This is a genomic window from Pantoea sp. CFSAN033090 (assembly GCF_001264395.1).
Classification (GTDB): Bacteria; Pseudomonadota; Gammaproteobacteria; order Enterobacterales; family Enterobacteriaceae; genus Pantoea; species Pantoea agglomerans.
In genome coordinates, this window is sequence record NZ_LGYX01000016.1 from 1 (window position 1) to 21,761 (window position 21,761).

The following is a 21,761-nucleotide window of genomic DNA, read 5'->3' on the forward strand; positions in this document are numbered from 1 at the left end:
CCTGCCTGATCGCAAAGGGATCACGCATCCCTGCAGACTGGGCTCGCCATCCCTGGCTCGCACACTTTGCTCTTCAGGCAGGCCCTTCCTGCCCGGCTGGCGGCGGTGCGGTTTTTTTTGGGATCAGATCTGGATTGAGTGCGGTTGATGAGAGTGGAAGTGCCCGAGCAGGACGAAAAGAGCAGTCCAGTGTGGGAAGGCAGGTGAGGGTTGGTAAGACGGTGCGTCGTGCAGGTGCACTGTATAAAAGACGATGGAGCTTTAGCTGGCTTTAAAGCTCCTCCCACACAGGCAGGTTGTGAACCTTTTTTCGATATGCGTGAAACAGTGCCATTGTCGTACCGAAGAACAGACCTGCGATCAGATTGGGTATCAGCGAATAGTTGTCGTCAGACACGCCCGGAAGAGAAGGCAATAAGAGCAGCAGTGGCATCATAAGCGTGTACATGCTGGCAAACACCACAAGATTGAGCCAGAAAGGAGTGAAACTCGGGGGTGGAAGATGGATATTCATTTTCCATAACAAACGATGTAATGGCGGAGCAGAGTTACTCGGCCATATTTTCTTCGCTGCCATCAGGGCTAAAGCCCGCGCTTTCCTGCGCTCGAAAATCTCGTTTTTCATCGTTTTATCATCCGTTACATCCCTGCTTAGCATTCGCTCTGGAGCGTAACTTAATCCTGTGGCTGTCTGATGACAGCGAGTGGCTGAATCGATGTTGTTTCAACAAGCATTACATCGCCCGCTTCAGCGGCAGCGGGGCCACCAGCACTTTCACGCCTAGTGCTTCAAACGCTTTGACCTGCGCAGTGCTGATGCCGCTGTCGGTGATCAGGTAGTGGATATTGCTCCAGTCACAGGGCAGCGCGAACATCGAAACCTTGTCGATTTTGCTGGAGTCAGCGACCACGTAAACCGTGCTGGCGGATTTGATCATCGCCAGCTTTACCTTGATGTCGGTTTCACTGGGGAAGCTCAGGCCCAGACGCGGTGAGATGCAGGCGGTCGCCAGGAAGAGTTTACCGGCCAGCACGTTTTCGAAGAAGCTGGCCGCCTTTTCGCCGGAGGTAGAGAGCGTCGGAAATTTAAAGGTACCGCCGGTCAGCAGGATGTTGATCCCCGGCTCGCCGCCCAGTTTCAGGGCGATATTCACCGCGGTTGTCACGACCGACAGGCGGCGGATGTGGCTGATGGCATCGGTGATCGCGGTGGTCGTGGTGCCGGAATCGAAAATCACCGTGTCGCCATTTTCGATATGCTGCGCCGCCAGCCGGCCAATCGCCTCTTTCTCTTCCAGATGTGTCTGCCGCTCCAGCAGCATCGCCCCGGTATTCTGTTTGCCCGTCATCAGCGTCGCGCCACCATGGTAGCGCTGCACAAAGCCCTGTTTTTGCAGCATGCGAAGGTCGCTGCGTAAGGTGGCTTCGGTCAGTCCAAAGGTCTCCGTCAAAGCTTTCACCGTGACCGTGCCATCCTCACGGATCATCTCCAGAATTTTCTCGCGGCGTTGCTGCATGTCAGCGAACTGCTCACTTTTGCTTTTCAATCGAAATGCTCCCTTTTCCAATAACCTGAGAAGTCGGGCGAACAAGGTCTTTGTGGCTGAGTTTAACGCGCCATTTTTATGAATGCGAGATAGCCTGATCTGTCTTTGGTTTTCGAACGAAAATATAAAATGTGCAGGTTATTGAATCTCTCATGCTTTCCGGATTGCAGCCAGCTGCCTTTATTTCGGGACTGGAAGCCAGATCACGTCTTTTCAATCAGATAAGCTGCTTTGCAGGGCAGATGGTCGAAATTTGATCTGCTCCACACAACATTTCTTTTCGATAGCTTATATTTTTGTTCGAAAATGAGTGAGTCAACGGCATCGGCAAAAATCTGAGGGGAAGAGTGGGATGAGTGGTGAATATGACGTAAACCTGCGCTACGGCGTGGATACCGCAATGAATCTGGCTGGCAAAGTGGCCGTCGTGACCGGCGGGCTTGGCGGTATCGCGATGGCGACCAATGGCATGTTGCTGGAGAAGGGCGCGAGTCTGGCACTACTCTATCCGCCGTTTGAAGCAGAGAAGGTGGCCAGCCTGAGGACAGATTTCCCCGTCGAGCGGGTGCAGTTTGTCTGCTGTGACGTTACCGATCCTGCGTCGGTTGAACAGGCTTTTGACGATGTGGTTTCCCACTATGGCCGGATCGATATCCTGGTGAACTGCGCAGGCTACGTGATGCTGCAGCCGGTGATCGAAACCGATTTTGACGAGTGGCAGAAGCAGATTGCGGTGAATCTCACCGGGCCTTTTCTCTGCTCACAGGCCGCCGCACGGCTGATGATCCGTGCCGGTGCGGGCGGCAAAATTATTAATATCGCCTCCCAGGCGGCATCCATCGCTATCGACAACCATGTCGCCTACACCTCAGCCAAAGCGGGCCTGCTGGGCATGACCAAAGTGATGGCCAAAGAGTTTGCCCCGCATCGGATTAACGTTAACACCCTGTCGCCCACCGTAGTGCTGACGCCGATGGGCGAAAAGGCCTGGCGCGGCGAGAAGGGCGAGCAGATGAAGAAGCTGATTCCGCTCGGACGCTTTGCCTATACCGATGAGATCGCCGCTGCGGTGCTGTTTTTCGCCAGCAACGGCAGCGACATGATCACCGGCGCCGACTTGATGATCGATGGGGGCTTTACCATCTGGTAAGGCCAATCCTGCACCCGGGAATTCATACCCTGCCATAACGATAAGAGAGAACATCATGAAAAACCGTACCTTGCTGTGCACTGCCGTGGCTGCCTGTCTGGTTTCGCAGGCGGCGTTTGCCGCCGAAAAGGGCACCATTATGATTCTGGTTAACTCACTCGATAATCCCTACTACGCCTCCGAAGCCAAAGGCGCCAATCTCAAAGCGCAGGAGCTGGGTTACAAAACGACGGTGCTGTCGCACGGCGAAGATGTGAAGAAACAGAGCGAACTAATCGACGCCGCTATCGGTAAAAAAGTACAGGGCATCGTGCTGGATAACGCCGACTCCACCGCCAGCGTGGCGGCGATTAAAAAAGCCAAAGATGCCGGGATCCCGGTGGTGCTGATCAACCGCGAAATCCCGGTGGATGATGTGGCGCTGGCACAGATCACCCACAACAACTTCCAGGCGGGTTCAGACGTTGCCAACGTCTTTGTTGAAAAGATGGGCGAAAAGGGCAAATACGCCGAGCTCGCCTGTAACCTGGCGGATAACAACTGCGTGACACGCTCGAAATCGTTCCATCAGGTGCTGGATCAGTATCCTGATATGCAGAGCGTGGCACGTCAGGATGCCAAAGGCACGCTGATCGACGGCAAGCGCATTATGGACAGCATCCTGCAGGCGCATCCGGATGTGAAAGGGGTGATCTGCGGTAACGGCCCGGTGGCGCTGGGTGCCATTGCCGCGCTGAAGGCGGCCGGTCGCAACGATGTCATCGTGGTGGGGATTGATGGCAGCAACGACGAACGCGATGCGGTGAAGGCGGGCACGCTGAAAGCCACGGTCATGTTGCAGGCGCAGGCGATTGCCGCTGAAGGGGTGACCGATCTCGATAACTTCATTCAGAAGGGCGTGAAGCCGGAAAAACAGCGGGTGATGTTCCGCGGCATTCTGATTACCCCGGAAAATGCTAAAGGTGTACAGGACTTTAACTACAAGTCGTAATTAAACGCTGTCGCGCCTGCGAAAGCGGGCGCCAGGGAGAAGATGATGTCCCGAAGAGTCTGGCTGACGCTGGTGGTCTTGCTGTTAAGCGGCTGCAAAATTGTGTCGCAGCAGGAGCTGGCTGCCCTGAAAAATCCCCCCAATCCGAAAATGGCGAACATCGACCAGCTCTGGCAGCAGAAACTGGTGCCACAGGTTCAGGCAGAGGCTAAACCGCTGGCGACGCTGATGAAGTCGCTGCAGTCTGCCAAAGACTTTGACAGTGCCTGTCAGAGCTACGGCTATCGCAGTCAGGCTGAGAATCCCTGTGTGTTCAGCGTCTCGGTTAGCGGCGAGGTGACCGCCGTAAATACCACGTCACGCAGCGGGAAGATGACCGTGAAAGATGAATCAGGTGACAGTGTCACAATCCAGGTAGGGCCAATCATTCGTGGCACCGCTTTGCGGGATGTCTACAAAGGCGTGAGCTATCAGGACTTCAATGACCAAGTGCTGTTTGGTGATTACGGCAAGGCGATTAACCAGCACGCCTCCACTCTGATGCAGCAGTTTGCGCCGAAGGTGGGCGATAAAGTGAGGGTTTCCGGCGTGTTCAGCAGCTGGGACATTCCGCAGCAGCTGCCGGATATCACTCCGGCTGCGATCACCCGGCAATAAGGAGCGGCAGATGCAAAATCCTCAACCGCAACAGTCCGGCGACGTGATTATCGAAACGCGCATCGTGTCGCGTCTTTATCCCGGCGTGACCGCGCTCGATCAGGTCAGTTATCGGGTCTACCGCAATAAAGTTAACGTGCTGATCGGTGAGAACGGCGCCGGAAAGTCCACCATGATGAAGATGCTGGCGGGTGTAGAGACGCCGTCGTCGGGCGAGATTCTGCTGGATGGCAAGGTGGTGTCGCTGAACTCCACGCATCAGGCGGAGAAGCAGGGGATCAGCATCATTTTTCAGGAGCTGAATCTGTTTCCCAACATGAACGTGATGGACAACATCTTTATCGCCAATGAGTATTTCCAGCGCGGGGTGATCAATGAAAAGTATCAGTACGCGCTGGCAAAGTCGCTGCTGGAGCGGCTGCAGCTGGATGTCGATCCTTACGCGCCGCTGGGTGAGCTGGGTATTGGTCATCAGCAGCTGGTGGAGATCGCCCGGGCGCTGTCGAAGGATACCCGGGTGCTGATCATGGATGAACCGACCAGCGCCCTGAGCCAGTCTGAAGTGAAAGTGCTGTTTAACGTCATCGATCAGCTTAAGCGGCGTGGGGTCACCATTATCTACATTTCTCACCGGCTGGAAGAGCTGATGGAGATTGGCGATCACATCACCATTTTCCGCGATGGCCGTTTTATCAGTGAGCGCGAGGTACGGGACGCCAGCGTGCCGTGGATTATCGCCCAGATGGTGGGTGACAAGAAAAAGCAGTTCGACTATCAGCCTGCGCCACAGGGGGAAACGGTGCTGGAGGTAGAGGGCCTGACTGCGCTGCATCAGAACGGCGGTTACAAGCTGAATGACGTCAGTTTTACGCTGCGCAAAGGCGAGGTGATCGGCATTTATGGTCTGCTGGGTGCCGGACGTACCGAGCTGTTTAAGGGGCTTATTGGCCTGATGCCCTGTCAGTCGGGCCGGGTACGTTTAGCGGGCAGGGATCTGGCGAAACGCAGCTTCCAGCAGCGGCTGAAAAGTGGCATAGCGCTGGTGCCCGAAGATCGCAAAGGCGAAGGGGTGATTGAACTGATGTCGGTCACCGCCAACATGACGCTCTCTGACTTCAGCCTGCGCGGTTTTCGACGTGCGCTGGGGCTGTTGAATCCTGCCAGGGAGCAGCAGCGGGTCAGTGAGATGATCGGCCATCTGGCGATTAAAGTCAGCGATCCCGACCTGCCGGTTACGGCGCTGAGCGGCGGTAATCAGCAGAAGGTGGTGCTGGGTAAAGCGCTGATGACCGGGCCGCAGGTGGTGCTGCTGGATGAGCCAACGCGCGGTATCGACGTGGGTGCCAAAACCGACGTCTATCACCTGATTGGCAGTCTGGCACAGCAGGGGCTGGCAGTGATGTTCTCCTCGTCTGAACTGGATGAGGTGATGGCGCTGGCGGACCGCATTTTAGTGATGGCCGATGGCCGGATTACTGCCGATCTGCCGCGCGCAGCGGCGACGCGAGAACATCTGATTGCGGCATCAACCCCGCAGGATTAAGAGCCTGACCCATCAGGCTATTTTATTTGTCCGTCTGAACCTGGGCAGTGGTCACACAGGCTGCTTTAGCAACCTGAACGCCCGTCAGGGCGGCCCTGAAGGGGCGAGCACAGCGAGTAATCCTCACGTACTGCGTGTACGTGCCGGTTGTTCCGCGCTGTCCGTGTCCAGACTGCCTGAAACCATTACGCCTGGCGGGCCAGGCTCTAAGCTGGCCGGAGAATTTCATGAACCAAAAATATCTGCTCTATATGTACCTGCTCAAGGCCCGCACCTTTATTGCGTTGCTGATTGTGGTCGGCTTTTTCAGCGTGATGGTGCCGAACTTTCTCACCCCCTCTAACCTGCTGATCATGACGCAACACGTGGCGATTACCGGCCTGCTGGCCATTGGTATGACGCTGGTGATCCTGACCGGCGGTATCGATCTCTCGGTGGGTGCGGTCGCCGGGATCTGCGGCATGGTGGCGGGCGCACTGCTCACCAATGGCATCCCGTTGTGGGGCGGCAATACGCTGTTTCTCAATGTGCCTGAAGTGATTCTGGTGGTGGCCATCTTTGGCGTGCTGGTGGGGCTGATTAACGGCACGGTGATCACCCGACTGGGCGTCGCACCCTTTATCTGCACCCTGGGCATGATGTATGTGGCGCGCGGTGCGGCGTTGCTGTTCAACGACGGCGGCACCTACGCTAACCTGGTGGGAGTGCCCGCGCTGGGCAACACCGGCTTTTCGCTGCTCGGCTCCGGCACCGTACTGGGCGTTTATCTGCCAATCTGGCTGATGCTCGGCTTTTTACTGCTCGGCCTCTACCTGACGCGCAAAACCCCGCTGGGTCGTTACATCTACGCCATTGGCGGCAATGAGTCCGCCGCGCGACTGGCGGGTGTGCCGATTATCAAGGTGAAAGTCTTTGTCTACGCCTTTTCCGGCCTCTGCGCGGGACTCGTCGGGCTGGTGGTGGCCTCTCAGTTGCAGACTGCGCACCCGATGACCGGCAACATGTTTGAGATGGATGCCATTGGTGCCACCGTGCTGGGCGGCACGGCGCTGGCAGGTGGACGTGGCCGGGTTTCCGGCTCGATTATTGGCGCTTTCGTTATCGTCTTCCTGGCGGATGGCATGGTGATGATGGGCGTCAGCGATTTCTGGCAGATGGTGATCAAAGGTCTGGTGATTGTGACTGCGGTAGTCATCGACCAGTTCCAGCAACGTCTGCAAAGCAAAGTGGTGCTGCTGCGTCGCCATGAAAAAAAGCAGCAGGCAGCCCCCCTTACTGATATTCGTCACAGTTAACAGGAGCGATTATGAGCCGCGAACAACGTGGAAAAACAGTGATGATAACCGGTGCCTGTCGTGGCATCGGGGCCGGGATCGCGGCGCGTTTCGCCCGCGACGGGGCCAGGCTGGTGATGGTGTCGAATGCTGACCGGGTGTTCGCTACAGCCGACCAGCTTCAGCAGCAGTATGGCAGTGAGATTCTGGCGCTGCAGGTCGATATCACGGATGAAGCTGCGGTTCAGCAGCTCTATCAGCAGGCCTTTGAACGCTTTGGTCAGATCGACGTCTCGATACAGAATGCGGGTGTGATCACCATCGACCGCTTCGACACCATGCCGAAAAGCGACTTTGAGCGGATTCTGGCGGTTAACACCACCGGCGTCTGGCTTTGCTGCCGTGAAGCGGCGAAATATATGGTGCAGCAGCGCAGTGGCAGCCTGATCAACACCTCATCGGGGCAGGGACGACAGGGCTTTATCTACACGCCGCACTACGCCGCCAGCAAAATGGGGGTGATAGGCATTACCCAGAGTCTGGCGCTGGAGCTGGCGCCGTGGAACATTACGGTCAACGCTTTTTGCCCTGGCATCATTGAGAGTGAGATGTGGGATTACAACGATCGCGTCTGGGGCGAGATCCTCAGCAGCGAGGAGAAAACCTACGGTAAAGGGGAGCTGATGGCGGAGTGGGTGAAAAACATTCCGCTGAAGCGTGCCGGTCAGCCGGAAGATGTCGCCGGACTGGTGGCCTTTCTGGCATCAGAGGATGCGCGCTACATCACCGGGCAGACCATCAATGTGGATGGCGGGTTGATCTTCTCCTGATGCGGTGAGAGATCGCAGGCCTGCTGTAAACGCAGGCCTTTTTCTGACCCGGACTTTTCTGTTATATGCACAATTCGCCGCTGCTGTCCTGCATCGCCGTCACAATATGTTAAGGTAATAGCTGATGATTTTTGTTTAATTGCAGCTACGAACTAATCAATGTGCCGGGTGACATGATACGGAAAACAGGGGTTCTCTCTTTGATTGCGCTGTCGCTGACTGCCACGCAGAGCGCCCGCGCCTTCCAGACTGAAACAGCGGTGTCAGAGACGCCATTCGACAATCCTGCGCGCTACAGTCAGTCGCTGCCGACGCTCGGCGGTGCCAGCGATCAGGATGAAGAGTGGAGCAAAAAGCTGGCGGCCGTGGCCAAAAGTATCGGTGAAGCGAGTAACAACAGCGACAGCAATGTCACGTTTGGTCAGCAGGCGGGCGTCTGGGCGTTCAATCATCTGCGCGATGAAGTGGCCGATCGGGTTGAGAGCGAAGGGCAGTCACTGCTTTCCCCTTACGGCACCGCGCAGCTGGATCTGAAAGTCGACATGAACGGAAACTTTACCGGCACCGGCGGCGATCTCTTCAGCGCACTGGCCGACGAAAACAGCCGGCTCACCTTCAGCCAGCTTGGTCTGCACGATACCGGCGATGGCCTGGTTGGCAATGCGGGACTGGGGCAACGCTGGGATGCCGGTGACTGGCTGCTGGGTTACAACGGCTTTGTTGACCGCGTGTTCAGCAGCGGCCTGCAGCGCGCCTCTGTGGGCACGGAAGCGTGGAGCGATTCAATGCGCTTCTCGGCCAACTACTATCAGCCGCTTTCCGGCTGGAAAAATCTGGGCGATTCGCAGCAGCAGCGCATGGCGCGCGGCTACGATATTACCAGCCAGAGCTATCTGCCCTTTTATCGTCAGCTGGGCGTTTCGGTGAGCTATCAGCAATATCTGGGTGAGAATGTCGATCTGTTTAACAGCGGCAACCGCTATCACAATCCCTCCGCCATGTCGTTTGGCCTCTCTTACACTCCCGTGCCGCTGGTGACGCTGTCTGCCACCCATAAAACCAGCAGCGCTGGTGAGAGTCAGGATCAGCTGGGGCTGAAACTCAACTATCGCTTTGGCGTGGCGCTGCGACGTCAGCTCGATGCCGGAAACGTCGCGGAGGCGCACTCCCTGCGCGGCAGCCGTTACGATACCGTCACCCGCAGCGATACGCCGGTGCTCGCCTTCCGTCAGCGCAAAACGCTGTCCGTGTTTCTGGCAACCCCGCCCTGGCAGTTAAGCAGTGGCGAGAGTCTGCCGCTGAAGCTGCAGGTGCGCGCCAGCAATGCTATCAAGGCGGTAAGCTGGCAGGGTGATACGCAGGCGCTGAGCCTGACACCTCCGGCCAATAACGCCGATCCGCAGGGCTGGAGTGTGATCTTACCGCAGTGGGATCCGTCGCCAGACGCCAGCAACGAATATCGCCTGTCGGTAACGCTGGAGGATAGCAAGCAGCAGCGTGTGACCTCTAACTGGATCACCCTGAAAATTCAGCCACCGATGACCGTGGACGAGGCCCCGCAGAACGATCGTTATGATTTGATGGCACCCGGTGGCACCACACTTTAGCAGGAATGCTTTACTGCACAGAAAGGATAGGGGGGAGTTAATAGCGGCGGTGGTGTGCAGACGCTGTTGTTAACGTCTGCAGGCCCGACAGCGGTTACTGGCAGAGATAAGTTGTCGGGTTGACGAAGGCGCGGCAGAGTGACATCACTATTGATCCTGAAATGAGAGCGGGAATCGCCGGGTGAAAGCAGGAACGACGCTGCGCTGCGGGCAGGGTATTGATATTAAGAAGGCGCGGGCAGCGCCGCCGTTTAGCACAGCGGCCCGGTTATCAGTTAACCATGCTCATCACAATACGCACCGCTCTGGCGTAGACTTCTCGCTGACCGTTTACCGACCGTGCCTGCTGATGCTGCAGGAATGCGATTATGTCCTGTAAGCCTGCCGTCTTGCCTGACTTCAGCAGGCTCGACACCGCCTGCCCTACAACGGCATGGACGTCAGCCATATCTGCCGGTTTATCGGTACTCAATAGAAACTCCAGCGCAACCGTTCTGTTGAATAGCACCTGAAGAGGTAACACTCAGGCGATTCAGCTTTATCAGCCTGGTCACAGGTTTTTTATAAGCCAGCATCATGGCAGGGCCTTAAGCAGCTTTTCACGCAGCGTTGCCACCTGGGTCGTCAGCTCACCGAGTTCACTACAGGCGGTATCCATCACCGAGATCATATCAGCCGGGACGCCAGCCGCGGCGACTTTAAGCTGGTGGCCCTGTTCTGTCAGGGAGATCAGTACCCGGCGCTCATCATTTCCCGTGTCACGCTGGCGGCAGATAATGCCCGCGCTTTCAAGCCGCTTCAGAAGCTGGCTGAGCGTGCCGGAATCAAGCCGGACGCGTGCACCAATATCAGAGACGGTCAGGCGATCTTTCTCCCACAGCACCAGCAGCACCAGATATTGCGGATAGGTCACTCCCAGCGGTTTTAACCGCGACTGATAGAGCTTTGTCATGGCAAGTGAGGCGGAATAGAGCGCAAAGCAGAGAAACTGGTCGATGGTTTCAGGCGCTGCACTGGCGGGAGGCGTATCGGAGATCCCCGCGGGTTCGTCATTCATATCTTTACTCATTCTGAGTCCGGGGTGGGACAGCCAGACCCCAGGCTGTTGGTCAGCCGTGAAATCTCGCGAATAGTATCTCGGGGAGATGTTGATTTCGGCAGCATCTCTTTCTGGTGTAAGACACCAGACTTTTAAGCGCTATCGCAGCGGGAGAAAAAGCCTTTAGCTGCGCCGCCGATTGAAAGTCGGCACAGTATTGAGTCAAATTAAATTGAAGTCAACATAACCGGTCGCAACCCTTGCGCACAACGTGCGCCGGGTGCAACGCAGCTAAGATCGGCAGGACAATTTCAGCATTTAACCCAGGCTGAAGCCGCCCGCCGATACGGCTTATACGGTGAAGGTCTCTACCATGCCGCGCAGGTCGCGCGCCTGGGCCAGCAGTGACTGCGATGCAGAAGAGGACTCTTCCACCAGCGCGGCGTTATTCTGCGTGACGCCATCCATCTGACTCACCGCAATACTGACCTGGGAGATGCCCTGCATCTGTTCACCGGAGGAGAGGGAGAGGTTGTCCATAGCATCGGCCAGTTCACCGACGCGGCTGACAATCTTCAGGATGCGCTCACCCGTTCCGGCCGCTACGGTCACGCCATCCTCGACCTGCGTCACGGCCTGCTCAATCAGCTGCTTAATGTCGCGTGCTGCGGTGGCGCTGCGCTGGGCCAGTGAGCGGACTTCACCCGCAACCACGGCAAATCCGCGGCCCTCTTCACCAGCGCGCGCGGCTTCTACGGCGGCGTTGAGCGCCAGAATATTGGTCTGGAAAGCGATGCCTTCAATCACCGACGTAATATCGCGTACCCGAACGGCACTCAGCGAAATGTCATGCATGGTTTCTGACAGGCGCTGGACATCTGCTTCGCCCGCCTGGGCCAGGGTGGCGGCCTCGCGCGCTGAACCGGCAGTCTGCTGCGCGCCCGCGGCGTTGCTTTTTACCGTGGCGGTGAGCTGCTCCATGCTGGCGGCCGTTTCCTGCAGCGCAGCAGCCTGCTGCTCGGTACGGGATGAAAGCTCGGTATTGCCCTGCGAAATCTCATCGGCCGCCAGCGCCACCGAGGCGGATGCCCCTTTGATCTGCGTAACCAGTTCGCGCAGGTTGGTCTGCATGCCGCTGAGCGACGCAAGCAGGCTGGTGCTGTCGCCACGGCGCAGCGTGACCGGCGAGGTGAGATCACCGGCGGCAATCGCAGCAGCCAGCGTCTGAGCCTGCACCGGTTCGCCGCCCAGCTGGCGCATCAGTATCCGCACAATAAACGCGCAGGTGACGACGGCAGCCAGCACGGAGAGCACCGCCAGGATGATCAGTATCCAGGTGGTGCGGGCGATAGCGATGCCGTTATCCACTACCGCATCCCGGCTGCTGCGCATCTCAAGCTCGGTCAGATCGTTTATCGCCTTCAGCAGGCTCTGCTGAGCCGGACGCGCCACCTTTAACAGATAGTCGGTGACCTCCTGCTGACGATTTTCCATCCCCAGTTTCCCGGCGGTCATCAGCGTGGAGAGAGCGGCCTCTTCAGTGGACTCGATTCTGCTCATCGCCTCCCGTCCTGCCTGTCCGGGGTCGGTCTGCATCATGCCTGAGAGTGCTTCGCGGTTGCTGATATAAAGCGCGCGCTGTTTTTGCAGACGTTCCCATTCTGGCTTCATGGCAACGGGATCGGTCAGCAGAGCAAGGTTACGCACCGCGATTGCCATATCCCGCACGCCACCGCGCATATCCAGCACCGTCTGGTACTTTTTCAAACGGACATTAACCACCTCGTCCATACCATCGCGAGCGCTATCCAGCGCGTGAATCGCGGTGCCGGTACAGATAATAAACAGCAGAATAAGCAAGCCAAAACCTGCGCTAAGGCGCGTTGAAATTTTCATCTCTCGTTCCGAAAGAGTTCATTGGGTAAACCGGTATCGGCAGGCGAGAGAACTTCTGGAGAGTTACGTTTAACTAAATTGTTCGCTATTTAATTTAACGAAATTAAAAACTGCACGTATACCCACCCCGTTATGCCACAAAAATCGTAACGGGAGTGATAACGAAATTCCGGCCAATATCCTGATAAATCGCTTTTTATCGCCTGACGAATGTGCGCCTTTTCGCGCTTTGTAGCCGCGCGATACGCCAGCGTCATAACCCGTTAAAAACACCGGAATGCACAAATTTAACCGGACGGGCCTGTTAATCTGGCTGCTGCTGCCGATAGAACACTATTCGACATTGATGACGTAACCGACACGCATCGGGCTTCGCAGAACGTCTGCCTCACTGCCGTAAGGCGGGTGAGAACGTGCGAATGCGATGAGTAAAAATAGCGGAGGGGTGATAATTGTCGGCAGCTTAGCAGACATTGTATGAGAAGTACGCCCCGGTTTTTTACTGAAAATTAAAACAAAACTCTGACACTTTCCATCACCGGGAACTAACGCATGCGCCTGAAACTTTTCTGGCTCGCAATGCTGAATATTGCGACCATCATTTTACTCTCCACGCTGTGGGAATTCGGGCTCGAGGCGTGGATCTCCAGCCTGCTGGGCCTGAGCTATGATCCCGATTTTGAAACCAGCGAGCGGCTGCGGTTTATCCTGACCTCCACCTCGTTTGCCGGACTGGCAATGATTATTCCGGCGCTGCTTATCGCGGGTCTGATCCACAACACGCTGCGTGCGGAAAAAAACGCGCTCAGGCTGGCCGGAACTGATGCGCTGACGGGAGTCATGAACCGCCGATCGTTCACTGCACACATTGCTGCGCTTGATGCCGACGGGACGCCCTACACCCTGACGCTGCTCGACATCAATGACTTTAAGAATATCAATGACCTGAACGGTCATCGTCAGGGCGACGCCACGCTGGTCGCGCTGGCCAATCTGCTGATCGCTTCGGCGGATACCGGGAGTCAGGTGTTTCGCATCGGTGGGGATGAATTTGCCATTGTTGCCCAGGCTTCACAGGCAGATCAGGCGCTGGCCGCCGCCGAAAGCTTCTGCCAGCATGCGGTATCCATCCGGACCGGTCCGCACACCTTCCTGAGCCTTTCAGCAGGCATCGCCAGCTCAGCCTGCACGGGTCAGGCCGATGTCGTGCGGGCGGCGGATCTGGCGCTGTACGAGGCGAAGCAGGATAAGTGCGCCTGTCTGGCACGATTCTCCCCGGACATGGAGCTGCGCTTTCGCCAGCGGGAAAGGCTGGAGCAGGAGGTTGTTGCCGCCGTTAGCGGACATGCCATCGTTCCCTTTCTGCAGCCGCTGGTTTCACTGCGCACTGGTAACATTACCGGCTTTGAGATACTGGCGCGCTGGATCACTGCGTCCGGTCAGACGGTTTCACCTGCAGAGTTTCTGCCAGTGGTGGAGCGGCTGGGGTTGATGGACAGCATGACCGTGGCGCTGCTGCAGGATGCTGTCAGTGCAACCCGGGCATGGCCAGCCGGGCTCTGCCTGTCGCTGAACATTACCCCGGAGCAGTTGCTGAGACCGTCGCTGACCAGCTGTTTGTCCAGCATTATGCAGCATGCCGGGCCGGTAATGCTGGAACTTGAAATCACCGAACAGAATGTCATGGCCATTTCTGACGATGCCCGCCAGGCGATCCGTCTGCTGAAAGAGGCCGGTATCGGAGTGGTGCTGGATGATTTTGGCACCGGCTACTCCAACCTGTCGGTTTTGCTGGGGCTGGGTATTACCAAAATCAAAATTGACCAGACGTTTATCGCCGGAATCGTGACCGGATCTGAGCAGCGAAAAGTGGTGGAAACGCTGCTGGCACTCTGTCAGGGGCTTAATGTGATCATTACTGCTGAGGGCATTGAGGATGTTGCCACGCTGAGGTGGCTGAGAAAGCGCGGCTGTGATTATGGTCAGGGATATCTCTTCAGCCGTCCGGTTCCTGCCGGGCAGGCCACCACGTTGCTGGCGTCCGCTAACGTGGAGGAATTGATGCAGGAAGAGGCGATGGCCGTTAGCTTAGTCAGGTCGCTGGGCTGAAAGCGCGTAACACTCTCTGTGGTCGTGTTTAAAACAAAAAACGGGCCCGGCGGTCAGAGCCGGGCCCGCTGTCACATCAGAACTGGTAAATCAGACCCAGGGCTGTGATGTCGTCGGTCGCCAGGCGAAGCGGATTGTTATCTTTCAACAGGTTGATGCGGTATTCACCATAGACCGACATGTTCTTGTTGAAGTAGTAAGTGGCACCCACGGCGGTGTATTTAATGATGTCGGCATCGCCGATATTCTCAATTTCCTTGCCTTTGGATGAGACGTAACCCACGGACGGACGGAAGCCGTTCAGGAACTGATACTGCGCCACGGCTTCAAAGTTCTGCGCTTTGTTAGCGAAACCGCCAGTAATTGGCGTGGCGTTCAGCGTTTCACCGTACATGGCAGCCAGATAGACCTGGTTCGCATCATATTTCACCGAGGTCGCCCAGTGCTGGGCTTTTTCGCCTTCTCCGCGTGCGGCAGCGTTCTGCGCCGTGGTGCGATCCAGGCTGGCAAACGCGCCGGCAAAACTCAGGCCGAAATCGAAGTCATAGGAAGCGGAGAGGGCGAAGCCGTCGCCGTTGGAACGACGCACGCCGTCAATGTTACTGCTGCGATCGTTTTTGCCCTGATACTGCGCGGCAAGGTTTAAGCCGTCGACCAGACCAAAGAAATTGCTGTTACGCCAGGTCAGCACACCGGTTGAGCGGCCAGAGAGAAAGGCGTCGGTATAACCGGAGTCGCCGCCGAAGAACGGCAGCATATCGGTATAACTCAGCACGTCATAGACCAGGCCGTAGTTACGTCCGTAATCCAGCGAACCCGCCTCGCCAAACTTCAGGCCAGCATAGCCCAGACGGGTACGGTTGGTGGCCTGGGCGTCACTGCCCTCGGAGTTATGCAGACTATACTGATACTGCCAGAAACCGTAGCCGGTAAGCTGGTCAGTAATCTTTGTCTCGCCTTTAAAGCCAAAGCGGGCATAAGAGGAGGTATCACCATCGTTGTTGTTATCGTCAGAAAAGAGGTGTGACACGTTAATCTTGCCGACCAGATCCAGCTTATTGCCATCCTTGTTATAAACTTCTGCGGCCTGCGCGGAGGAGAGACCGATCAGTAACGGCATGACAGCCGCCAGTAAAGTGCGCTTCATCATTTAATTATTACCCTGTATTCATTAATTATTATTCCCCTGGTATGGGGTGAAAAGAAAATGACACAAAAAGGTAAAACTACAAAGTGCAATAAAAGTAACAAAATGTGATGTCTATATTCAGCTGATGAATAACAGCCAGGAACAGAAGATTAAATTGTAAAGTAATAAGATTTTCTTCTAATAAGTAATCATGAGTTATCTGATTTTATATATATTTATCAATGGATTGTATTTGTGTGTAGTGGTCTTAAATGGGCTTTTTTTGTACATTTTTAAATCAATATAACCCCTGATTTAATTATGGGTGATTATCCGCTAAGAATAGCCTTATAAGGCTTTTATCCTAACCATTAGTCTGCGTATTAATATTTGTTCATCTTTCTGGAATATTCTTTCTGGCCCGATAATCACCTCCGGAATAATAGTCAGAGTTGCTGATTAAATGTTGATCAGCCTGTTTATAAAATAGCCTGAAAAAGATACGCAGATTAATGTGTCTGCAGGGGGAAATGAAAAACTTTTGTTAAATAAAACCAGGGTGTTCTGACATTTCCGGGCGAGTTCCCCGCGTAATGGCTGCACCAGCGCGAGGCAAACTGCGCTAAAACAGGGCAGTGGAGGGGCTTTTCTGGAGAGATAATTTATCAGCGATCACAAAAGCGATATTTCATCCCGTGAATGCATAATTCTGCTGTTTAAAACCCGGTTCTGGCGCTGCAATCAGACAACTATTCACTATATATGCAAATTAAGTGAATATTGTCAGCATGTAACTCATTGATATTACGTCGTGAAGACCATTTTATGCATTAATTCTCTGGCTGGCACGTTAACTGCACTCTACAGTAGGGCTGCACTACAACATCTTTTAACAATTTTAAAACATAAGCTTTACCCGGCCGGTAAAGTAAAGCAGGAGAGTGGGTTATGGCACTGCACGTTTCACGTCACGATTTCGATCAATGGATGATGCCGGTTTATGCGCCTGCGACTTTTATACCGGTTCGCGCGGAAGGCTCCACCGTCTGGGATCAAAACGGCAAAGATTATATCGACTTCGCCGGTGGCATCGCCGTCAATGCGTTAGGGCATGCGCATCCGGCATTACAACAGGCGCTGCAGGAACAGGCCGCACGTTTATGGCATACCGGTAATGGCTACACCAACGAACCGATCCTGCGGCTGGCGAAGCAGTTGATCGATGCCACCTTCGCTGACCGGGTGTTCTTCTGTAACTCCGGGGCGGAGGCGAACGAAGCGGCGCTGAAACTGGCGCGCAAGGTGGCACATGATCGTGTGGGTCCGCATAAAAGTGGCATCGTGGCGTTTAAGAATGCATTTCATGGCCGCACCCTGTTTACGGTAACAGCCGGGGGTCAGCCCGCTTACTCAAAAGATTTTGCGCCGCTGCCGCCAGAGATCCAGCATGCCCCGTTTAACGATCTGGCGGCGGCGGCTGAACTGATTAATGACCATACCTGCGCAGTCATTGTTGAACCGATTCAGGGTGAAGGTGGCGTGCTGCCTGCCGATCCGGCGTTTCTGCGTGGATTGCGTGAGCTCTGTGATAAGCATCAGGCTTTGCTGATTTTTGATGAAGTGCAGAGTGGCGTTGGCCGTACCGGTTCGCTTTATGCCTACATGCATTATGGCGTCACGCCGGATGTGCTCACCAGCGCCAAAGCGCTGGGCGGCGGCTTCCCGATTGGTGCGATGCTGACGCGCGAAGATCTGGCGCTGGTGATGGGCGTTGGCACCCACGGCACCACCTATGGCGGCAATCCGCTGGCGGGCGCAGTGGCAGGTAAAGTCATGGAGCTGATCAACCAGCCTGAACTGATGGCGGGTGTAACAGAACGTCACCAGTGGATTGTTGCGGCACTGGATGAGATCAACCAGCGTCTGCATCTGTTTAAAGAAGTGCGTGGTCTTGGCCTGCTGATTGGCGCGGTGCTCAGCGACGATTTTGCCGGTAAAGCCAAAGCGATCAACCTTGCCGCCGCGGAAATGGGCGTCATGGTGCTGATTGCGGGTGCCAATGTGGTGCGTTTTGCCCCGGCGCTGAATATCAGTGAGCAGGAAGTGAAGCTGGGCATGGCCCGCTTTGCCGAAGTGTGTGAAAGCCTGGTGCGAGGGTCAACATCATGATGGTAATCCGTCCGGTTGAACGCGATGACTTAAGCCAGCTGATGGCGCTGGCGGGCAAAACCGGTGGCGGGCTGACCTCGTTGCCGGTTGATAGCGCGACGCTTCAGGCGCGTATCGATCGATCGCTGCAGACCTGGGAGGATTCTCTGCCACGTGCCGAACAGGGCTATGTCTTTGTGCTGGCCGATAGCGAAGATAACCGCGCCGTCGGCATCTGCGCCATTGAGGTGGCGGTGGGGCTGCAGGATCCCTGGTACAACTTTCGCGTCGGTACCCAGGTGCACGCCTCAAAAGAGCTGAATGTTTATGCCGCGCTGCCCACTCTGTCGCTGAGTAATGACCATACCGGCAGCAGTGAGCTCTGCACGCTGTTTCTCGATCCCGATTACCGTGATGGCAAAAACGGCTATCTGCTGTCGAAGTCACGCTTCCTGTTTATGGCCAGTTTCCGTGAACGTTTCACCAACCGGGTGGTGGCCGAGATGCGTGGCGTCAGCGATGAGCAGGGCCATTCGCCGTTCTGGGAGAGCGTCGGCAGCCGCTTCTTCTCTATGGAATTCAGCAAAGCGGACTTCCTTAGTGGCACCGGACAGAAATCGTTTATCGCTGAACTGATGCCGAAACATCCGCTCTACATCGACTACCTGACACCGGAAGCGCAGGCGGTGATTGGACAGGTCCATCCGCAAACCGCGCCTGCGCGGGCGGTGCTTGAAGCAGAGGGCTTCCGCTACCTCAATTATGTCGACATTTTTGATGGCGGCCCGACGCTGGAGTGCGATATCGATCATATCCGTGCCGTGCGTAAAAGCCGTCTGCGCAGCGCAGAACGGGGCGAAAACCCGGCTGATGGCCCGCTCTGTCTGGTTGCCAATAGCGATTATCGCCAGTTCCGTGTAGCGCTGATTCCGGCAAAGGCTGACAGCGACAGCGTGCAACTCACGGATGAACAGATGCAGGCGCTCCATTGCCAGCCGGGCGACAGCCTGCGCGTGGTGACGCTCTGCAAAGAGGAGAAAACAGCATGACACATCTGATAAATGGACAATGGCTGGACGGTGAAGCTGAGATTCTGACGAAAGCGGATCCGGTCAGCGGCGAGATGTTATGGCAGGGCCAAGCGGCCTCAGCCGCTCAGGTCACCGCAGCCTGTGAGGCGGCGCGCGACGCATTTCCAGCCTGGGCCAGACGCCCGCTGGCGGAACGGCAGGCGATCGTTGAGAAATTTGCCGCCGGGCTTGAGGCGCATAAAACGGCGCTGGCGGAAACTATCGCCCGTGAAACCGGCAAGCCGCGCTGGGAAGCGCTGACCGAAGTGGGCGCGATGATCAACAAAATCGGCTTTTCCGTGAAGGCATACCATAGCCGCACCGGTGAACAGCATGAAGGCGAAAGCTCGCTGCGCCACCGCCCGCATGGGGTACTGGCGGTGTTTGGTCCCTATAACTTCCCGGGACATCTGCCAAACGGCCATATCGTTCCGGCGCTGCTGGCGGGCAACTGCGTGGTATTTAAACCCAGCGAACTGACGCCGCTGACCGCCGAAAAAACCGTTGAGCTCTGGCTGGCTGCGGGCCTGCCTGCCGGCGTGCTGGCACTGTTACAGGGCGGACGTGAGACTGGTCAGGCGCTGGCCAACTGTCAGCAGATTGATGGCCTGCTGTTTACCGGCAGCGCCCATACCGGCTATCAGCTGCATCGCCAGTTTGCCGGTCAGCCTGAAAAGATGCTGGCGCTGGAGATGGGCGGTAACAATGCCCTGATTGTTGAAGATCCGGCGGACACTGATGCGGCTGTCAACATCACGTTGCAGTCAGCCTTTATTACCGCCGGTCAGCGCTGCACCTGCGCGCGGCGTCTGCTGGTCAGACGCGGCGATGCAGGGGATGCGTTTCTGCGGCGACTGGTGGAGGTGGCGGGGCGACTGCAACCCGCCGCCTGGAATGCTGAACCGCAGCCGTTTATGGGCAGCGTGATCTCCACCGGCGCAGCAGAGAAGATTATGGGTGAGTGGCAACGGCGGGTTGAGGCGGGCGGCGAGGTGCTGCTGGAAATGCGCTGGCCGGATCGCCACAGTGCCATCCTGACGCCAGGTATTATCGATTTAACCGGCGTGCAGGGCATTCCGGATGAAGAGGTCTTTGGTCCGCTGTTAGGCATAGTCCGCTATGAGACATTTGAAGAGGCGATAGCGCTGGCGAACCAGACCCGTTATGGCCTGTCGTGCGGATTGATCTCGCCTTCACGCCAGCAGTTTGATCAGTTGCTGCTTGAAGCGCGTGCCGGTATCGTCAACTGGAACAAACCGCTGACCGGCGCAGCCAGTACCGCACCGTTTGGCGGCATTGGTGCCTCGGGCAACCATCGCGCCAGCGCCTGGTATGCGGCGGATTACTGCGCCTGGCCAATGGCCTCGCTGGAGACGCCTGACCTGACGCTGCCCGCCACGCTGTCGCCGGGCCTCGATTTCTCCACCCAGGAGACGACGTCATGAAGGCAACCGAGGCCAACTTTGATGGGCTGGTGGGGTTAACACACCACTATGCCGGGCTGTCGTTTGGCAACGAAGCCTCGACCCGCAATCAGCTGCAGCCGTCGAATCCCCGTCTGGCGGCAAAGCAGGGGTTGCTCAAGATGAAAGCGCTGGCCGATATGGGCTACGTGCAGGGGGTGATTCCGCCGCATGAGCGGCCCAATATTGCGGCGCTGCGCCAGCTCGGCTTTGGTGGCAGCGATGAGCAGGTGCTGGCTGCGGCCGGCAAAACTGCGCCGGGATTACTCTCCGCCGTCAGTTCAGCCTCGGCGATGTGGGTCGCCAATGCTGCCACGGTCTCGCCGTCAGCGGACAGCCTTGATGGCCGGGTTCACCTGACTGTGGCGAACCTTAACAACAAATTCCACCGTGCGATAGAAGCGCCGGAAACGGCCTGGCTGCTGCGTTCCATCTTCTGCGACGATCGCCATTTTGCGGTGCATGATGCCTTGCCGCAGGTGGCGATGTTTGGCGATGAGGGAGCGGCGAACCATAACCGGCTGGGTGGCGCTTATGGTGAGCGCGGCGTGCAGCTGTTTGTCTATGGCCGCGACAGCAGCCATGAGGGCAAAACCCCGCAGCGCTATCCGGCACGTCAGACCCGGGAAGCCAGCGAGGCGGTCGCCCGTCTGCATCAGCTCTCACCGGAAAGCGTGCTGTATGCGCAGCAGAATCCTGCGGTGATCGATCAGGGCGTGTTCCATAACGATGTGATTGCGGTAAGTAACCAGCAGATGCTCTTCTGTCACCAGCACGCCTTTGTTAATCAGCCTGAACTGCTGGCGCAGCTTCGGTCGCGCGTCCCCGGTTTTGTTGCGCTGGTAGTGCCGGAAAATCGGGTGTCAGTGAAAGATGCGGTAGAGACCTATCTGTTTAACAGTCAGTTGCTGAGCCGTCCCGACGGCACCATGATGCTGGTGCTGCCGGAGGAGTCACGTCAGCATCCGGGTGTCTGGCGCTACCTGTGTGAACAGGTTGAGGCTGACACGCCACTCAAAGCCCTGAAGGTGTTTGATCTGCGCGAAAGCATGTATAACGGGGGTGGTCCAGCCTGCCTGCGTTTGCGGGTGGTGCTGACATCACAGGAGCAGCAGGCAGTGAATCCGGCGGTGCTGATGAACGATCGGCTCTTCAGCACGCTGAATAACTGGGTTGACCGTCATTACCGCGATCGCCTGACCCAGGCCGATCTGGTCGACCCACAATTGCTGCGTGAGGGACGCGACGCGCTGGATGAACTGACGAAGCTGCTAGACTTAGGAAATGTATATGCATTTCAGCAGTGAA

The 21,761-nt window shown here is 56.6% G+C and carries 18 protein-coding genes; 12 read left to right on the forward strand and 6 right to left on the reverse strand.

The window, feature by feature from the left end; genetic code table 11:
- Positions 1–271 precede the first annotated feature (271 nt).
- Positions 272–625 carry a DUF6404 family protein gene (locus tag AFL22_RS14890; protein WP_031292988.1) on the reverse strand — a complete coding sequence of 118 codons (354 nt, stop codon included), beginning with the start codon at positions 623–625 and terminating at the stop codon, positions 272–274.
- A gap of 109 nt (positions 626–734) precedes the next feature.
- Positions 735–1,547, reverse strand: a complete 813-nt coding sequence (locus AFL22_RS14895) for a DeoR/GlpR family DNA-binding transcription regulator (protein ID WP_010245789.1) — start codon at positions 1,545–1,547, stop codon at positions 735–737.
- A gap of 352 nt (positions 1,548–1,899) precedes the next feature.
- Between AFL22_RS14895 and AFL22_RS14900 the strand changes: the two genes are divergently transcribed.
- From AFL22_RS14900 to AFL22_RS14935, 7 genes are all read left to right on the forward strand, one after another.
- Entirely contained in the window at positions 1,900–2,697 is a 798-nt protein-coding gene (locus AFL22_RS14900) for a GolD/DthD family dehydrogenase (protein ID WP_052271688.1), read from the forward strand.
- 55 nt (positions 2,698–2,752) lie between these two features.
- Positions 2,753–3,688, forward strand: a complete 936-nt coding sequence (locus AFL22_RS14905; protein ID WP_010670004.1) for a D-ribose ABC transporter substrate-binding protein — start codon at positions 2,753–2,755, stop codon at positions 3,686–3,688.
- Positions 3,689–3,733: 45 nt separating this feature from the next.
- Positions 3,734–4,345 carry a DUF2291 domain-containing protein gene (locus AFL22_RS14910; protein WP_010245779.1) on the forward strand — a complete coding sequence of 204 codons (612 nt, stop codon included), beginning with the start codon at positions 3,734–3,736 and terminating at the stop codon, positions 4,343–4,345.
- Between the two features lie 10 nt (positions 4,346–4,355).
- Positions 4,356–5,888, forward strand: a complete 1,533-nt coding sequence (locus tag AFL22_RS14915) for a sugar ABC transporter ATP-binding protein (protein ID WP_052271689.1) — start codon at positions 4,356–4,358, stop codon at positions 5,886–5,888.
- Between the two features lie 227 nt (positions 5,889–6,115).
- On the forward strand, positions 6,116–7,183 hold the full coding sequence (locus AFL22_RS14925) for an ABC transporter permease (protein WP_033771599.1): 1,068 nt from the start codon (positions 6,116–6,118) through the stop codon (positions 7,181–7,183).
- 11 nt (positions 7,184–7,194) lie between these two features.
- A complete protein-coding gene (locus tag AFL22_RS14930) occupies positions 7,195–7,992 on the forward strand; it encodes an SDR family oxidoreductase (RefSeq protein WP_052271690.1) in 798 nt (265 codons plus the stop codon).
- Positions 7,993–8,165: 173 nt separating this feature from the next.
- Positions 8,166–9,599: a YchO/YchP family invasin gene (locus tag AFL22_RS14935; RefSeq protein WP_171820329.1), complete on the forward strand. Its 1,434-nt coding sequence runs from the start codon at positions 8,166–8,168 to the stop codon at positions 9,597–9,599.
- Between the two features lie 271 nt (positions 9,600–9,870).
- Here the strand turns inward: AFL22_RS14935 and AFL22_RS14940 are convergent, their stop codons facing one another.
- From AFL22_RS14940 to AFL22_RS14950, 3 genes are all read right to left on the reverse strand, one after another.
- Positions 9,871–10,071 carry a hypothetical protein gene (locus tag AFL22_RS14940; RefSeq protein WP_194709459.1) on the reverse strand — a complete coding sequence of 67 codons (201 nt, stop codon included), beginning with the start codon at positions 10,069–10,071 and terminating at the stop codon, positions 9,871–9,873.
- A gap of 102 nt (positions 10,072–10,173) precedes the next feature.
- Positions 10,174–10,656: a MarR family transcriptional regulator gene (locus tag AFL22_RS14945; RefSeq protein ID WP_050679955.1), complete on the reverse strand. Its 483-nt coding sequence runs from the start codon at positions 10,654–10,656 to the stop codon at positions 10,174–10,176.
- A gap of 333 nt (positions 10,657–10,989) precedes the next feature.
- Positions 10,990–12,534 (reverse strand): methyl-accepting chemotaxis protein, encoded by a 1,545-nt coding sequence (locus tag AFL22_RS14950; protein WP_010245756.1) that lies wholly within the window; start codon positions 12,532–12,534, stop codon positions 10,990–10,992.
- A gap of 552 nt (positions 12,535–13,086) precedes the next feature.
- On the opposite strand from AFL22_RS14950, the gene AFL22_RS14955 reads away from it, so the two are divergent.
- Entirely contained in the window at positions 13,087–14,643 is a 1,557-nt protein-coding gene (locus AFL22_RS14955; protein ID WP_052271691.1) for a bifunctional diguanylate cyclase/phosphodiesterase, read from the forward strand.
- A gap of 76 nt (positions 14,644–14,719) precedes the next feature.
- Here the strand turns inward: AFL22_RS14955 and AFL22_RS14960 are convergent, their stop codons facing one another.
- Positions 14,720–15,793, reverse strand: a complete 1,074-nt coding sequence (locus AFL22_RS14960; RefSeq protein WP_022625766.1) for a porin — start codon at positions 15,791–15,793, stop codon at positions 14,720–14,722.
- A gap of 927 nt (positions 15,794–16,720) precedes the next feature.
- On the opposite strand from AFL22_RS14960, the gene AFL22_RS14965 reads away from it, so the two are divergent.
- Genes AFL22_RS14965 through astB form a run of 4 tightly spaced genes read left to right on the forward strand, consistent with a single transcriptional unit; the run spans position 16,721 to position 21,760 of the window.
- Positions 16,721–17,941: an aspartate aminotransferase family protein gene (locus AFL22_RS14965; protein ID WP_010245746.1), complete on the forward strand. Its 1,221-nt coding sequence runs from the start codon at positions 16,721–16,723 to the stop codon at positions 17,939–17,941.
- Positions 17,938–18,969: an arginine N-succinyltransferase gene (gene astA, locus AFL22_RS14970; RefSeq protein WP_033757454.1), complete on the forward strand. Its 1,032-nt coding sequence runs from the start codon at positions 17,938–17,940 to the stop codon at positions 18,967–18,969. Before AFL22_RS14965 ends, astA begins: the two co-directional genes overlap by 4 nt.
- Positions 18,966–20,435, forward strand: coding sequence for a succinylglutamate-semialdehyde dehydrogenase (astD, locus tag AFL22_RS14975; protein ID WP_052271692.1), 1,470 nt, complete (start codon positions 18,966–18,968; stop codon positions 20,433–20,435). Before astA ends, astD begins: the two co-directional genes overlap by 4 nt.
- Positions 20,432–21,760 carry an N-succinylarginine dihydrolase gene (gene astB / locus AFL22_RS14980; protein ID WP_052271693.1) on the forward strand — a complete coding sequence of 443 codons (1,329 nt, stop codon included), beginning with the start codon at positions 20,432–20,434 and terminating at the stop codon, positions 21,758–21,760. Before astD ends, astB begins: the two co-directional genes overlap by 4 nt.
- Position 21,761 lies beyond the last annotated feature (1 nt).

Coding starts and splice junctions, on each gene's coding strand:
- AFL22_RS14965 (WP_010245746.1), top strand. CDS start 16,721: ATGGCACTGCACGTTTCACGTCACGATTTCGATCAATGGATGATGCCG.
- AFL22_RS14915 (WP_052271689.1), top strand. CDS start 4,356: ATGCAAAATCCTCAACCGCAACAGTCCGGCGACGTGATTATCGAAACG.
- astB (WP_052271693.1), top strand. CDS start 20,432: ATGAAGGCAACCGAGGCCAACTTTGATGGGCTGGTGGGGTTAACACAC.
- AFL22_RS14935 (WP_171820329.1), top strand. CDS start 8,166: ATGATACGGAAAACAGGGGTTCTCTCTTTGATTGCGCTGTCGCTGACT.
- AFL22_RS14930 (WP_052271690.1), top strand. CDS start 7,195: ATGAGCCGCGAACAACGTGGAAAAACAGTGATGATAACCGGTGCCTGT.
- AFL22_RS14910 (WP_010245779.1), top strand. CDS start 3,734: ATGTCCCGAAGAGTCTGGCTGACGCTGGTGGTCTTGCTGTTAAGCGGC.
- AFL22_RS14900 (WP_052271688.1), top strand. CDS start 1,900: ATGAGTGGTGAATATGACGTAAACCTGCGCTACGGCGTGGATACCGCA.
- AFL22_RS14950 (WP_010245756.1), bottom strand. CDS start 12,534: ATGAAAATTTCAACGCGCCTTAGCGCAGGTTTTGGCTTGCTTATTCTG.
- AFL22_RS14960 (WP_022625766.1), bottom strand. CDS start 15,793: ATGATGAAGCGCACTTTACTGGCGGCTGTCATGCCGTTACTGATCGGT.
- AFL22_RS14925 (WP_033771599.1), top strand. CDS start 6,116: ATGAACCAAAAATATCTGCTCTATATGTACCTGCTCAAGGCCCGCACC.
- astD (WP_052271692.1), top strand. CDS start 18,966: ATGACACATCTGATAAATGGACAATGGCTGGACGGTGAAGCTGAGATT.
- AFL22_RS14905 (WP_010670004.1), top strand. CDS start 2,753: ATGAAAAACCGTACCTTGCTGTGCACTGCCGTGGCTGCCTGTCTGGTT.
- AFL22_RS14955 (WP_052271691.1), top strand. CDS start 13,087: ATGCGCCTGAAACTTTTCTGGCTCGCAATGCTGAATATTGCGACCATC.
- AFL22_RS14945 (WP_050679955.1), bottom strand. CDS start 10,656: ATGAATGACGAACCCGCGGGGATCTCCGATACGCCTCCCGCCAGTGCA.
- astA (WP_033757454.1), top strand. CDS start 17,938: ATGATGGTAATCCGTCCGGTTGAACGCGATGACTTAAGCCAGCTGATG.
- AFL22_RS14890 (WP_031292988.1), bottom strand. CDS start 625: ATGAAAAACGAGATTTTCGAGCGCAGGAAAGCGCGGGCTTTAGCCCTG.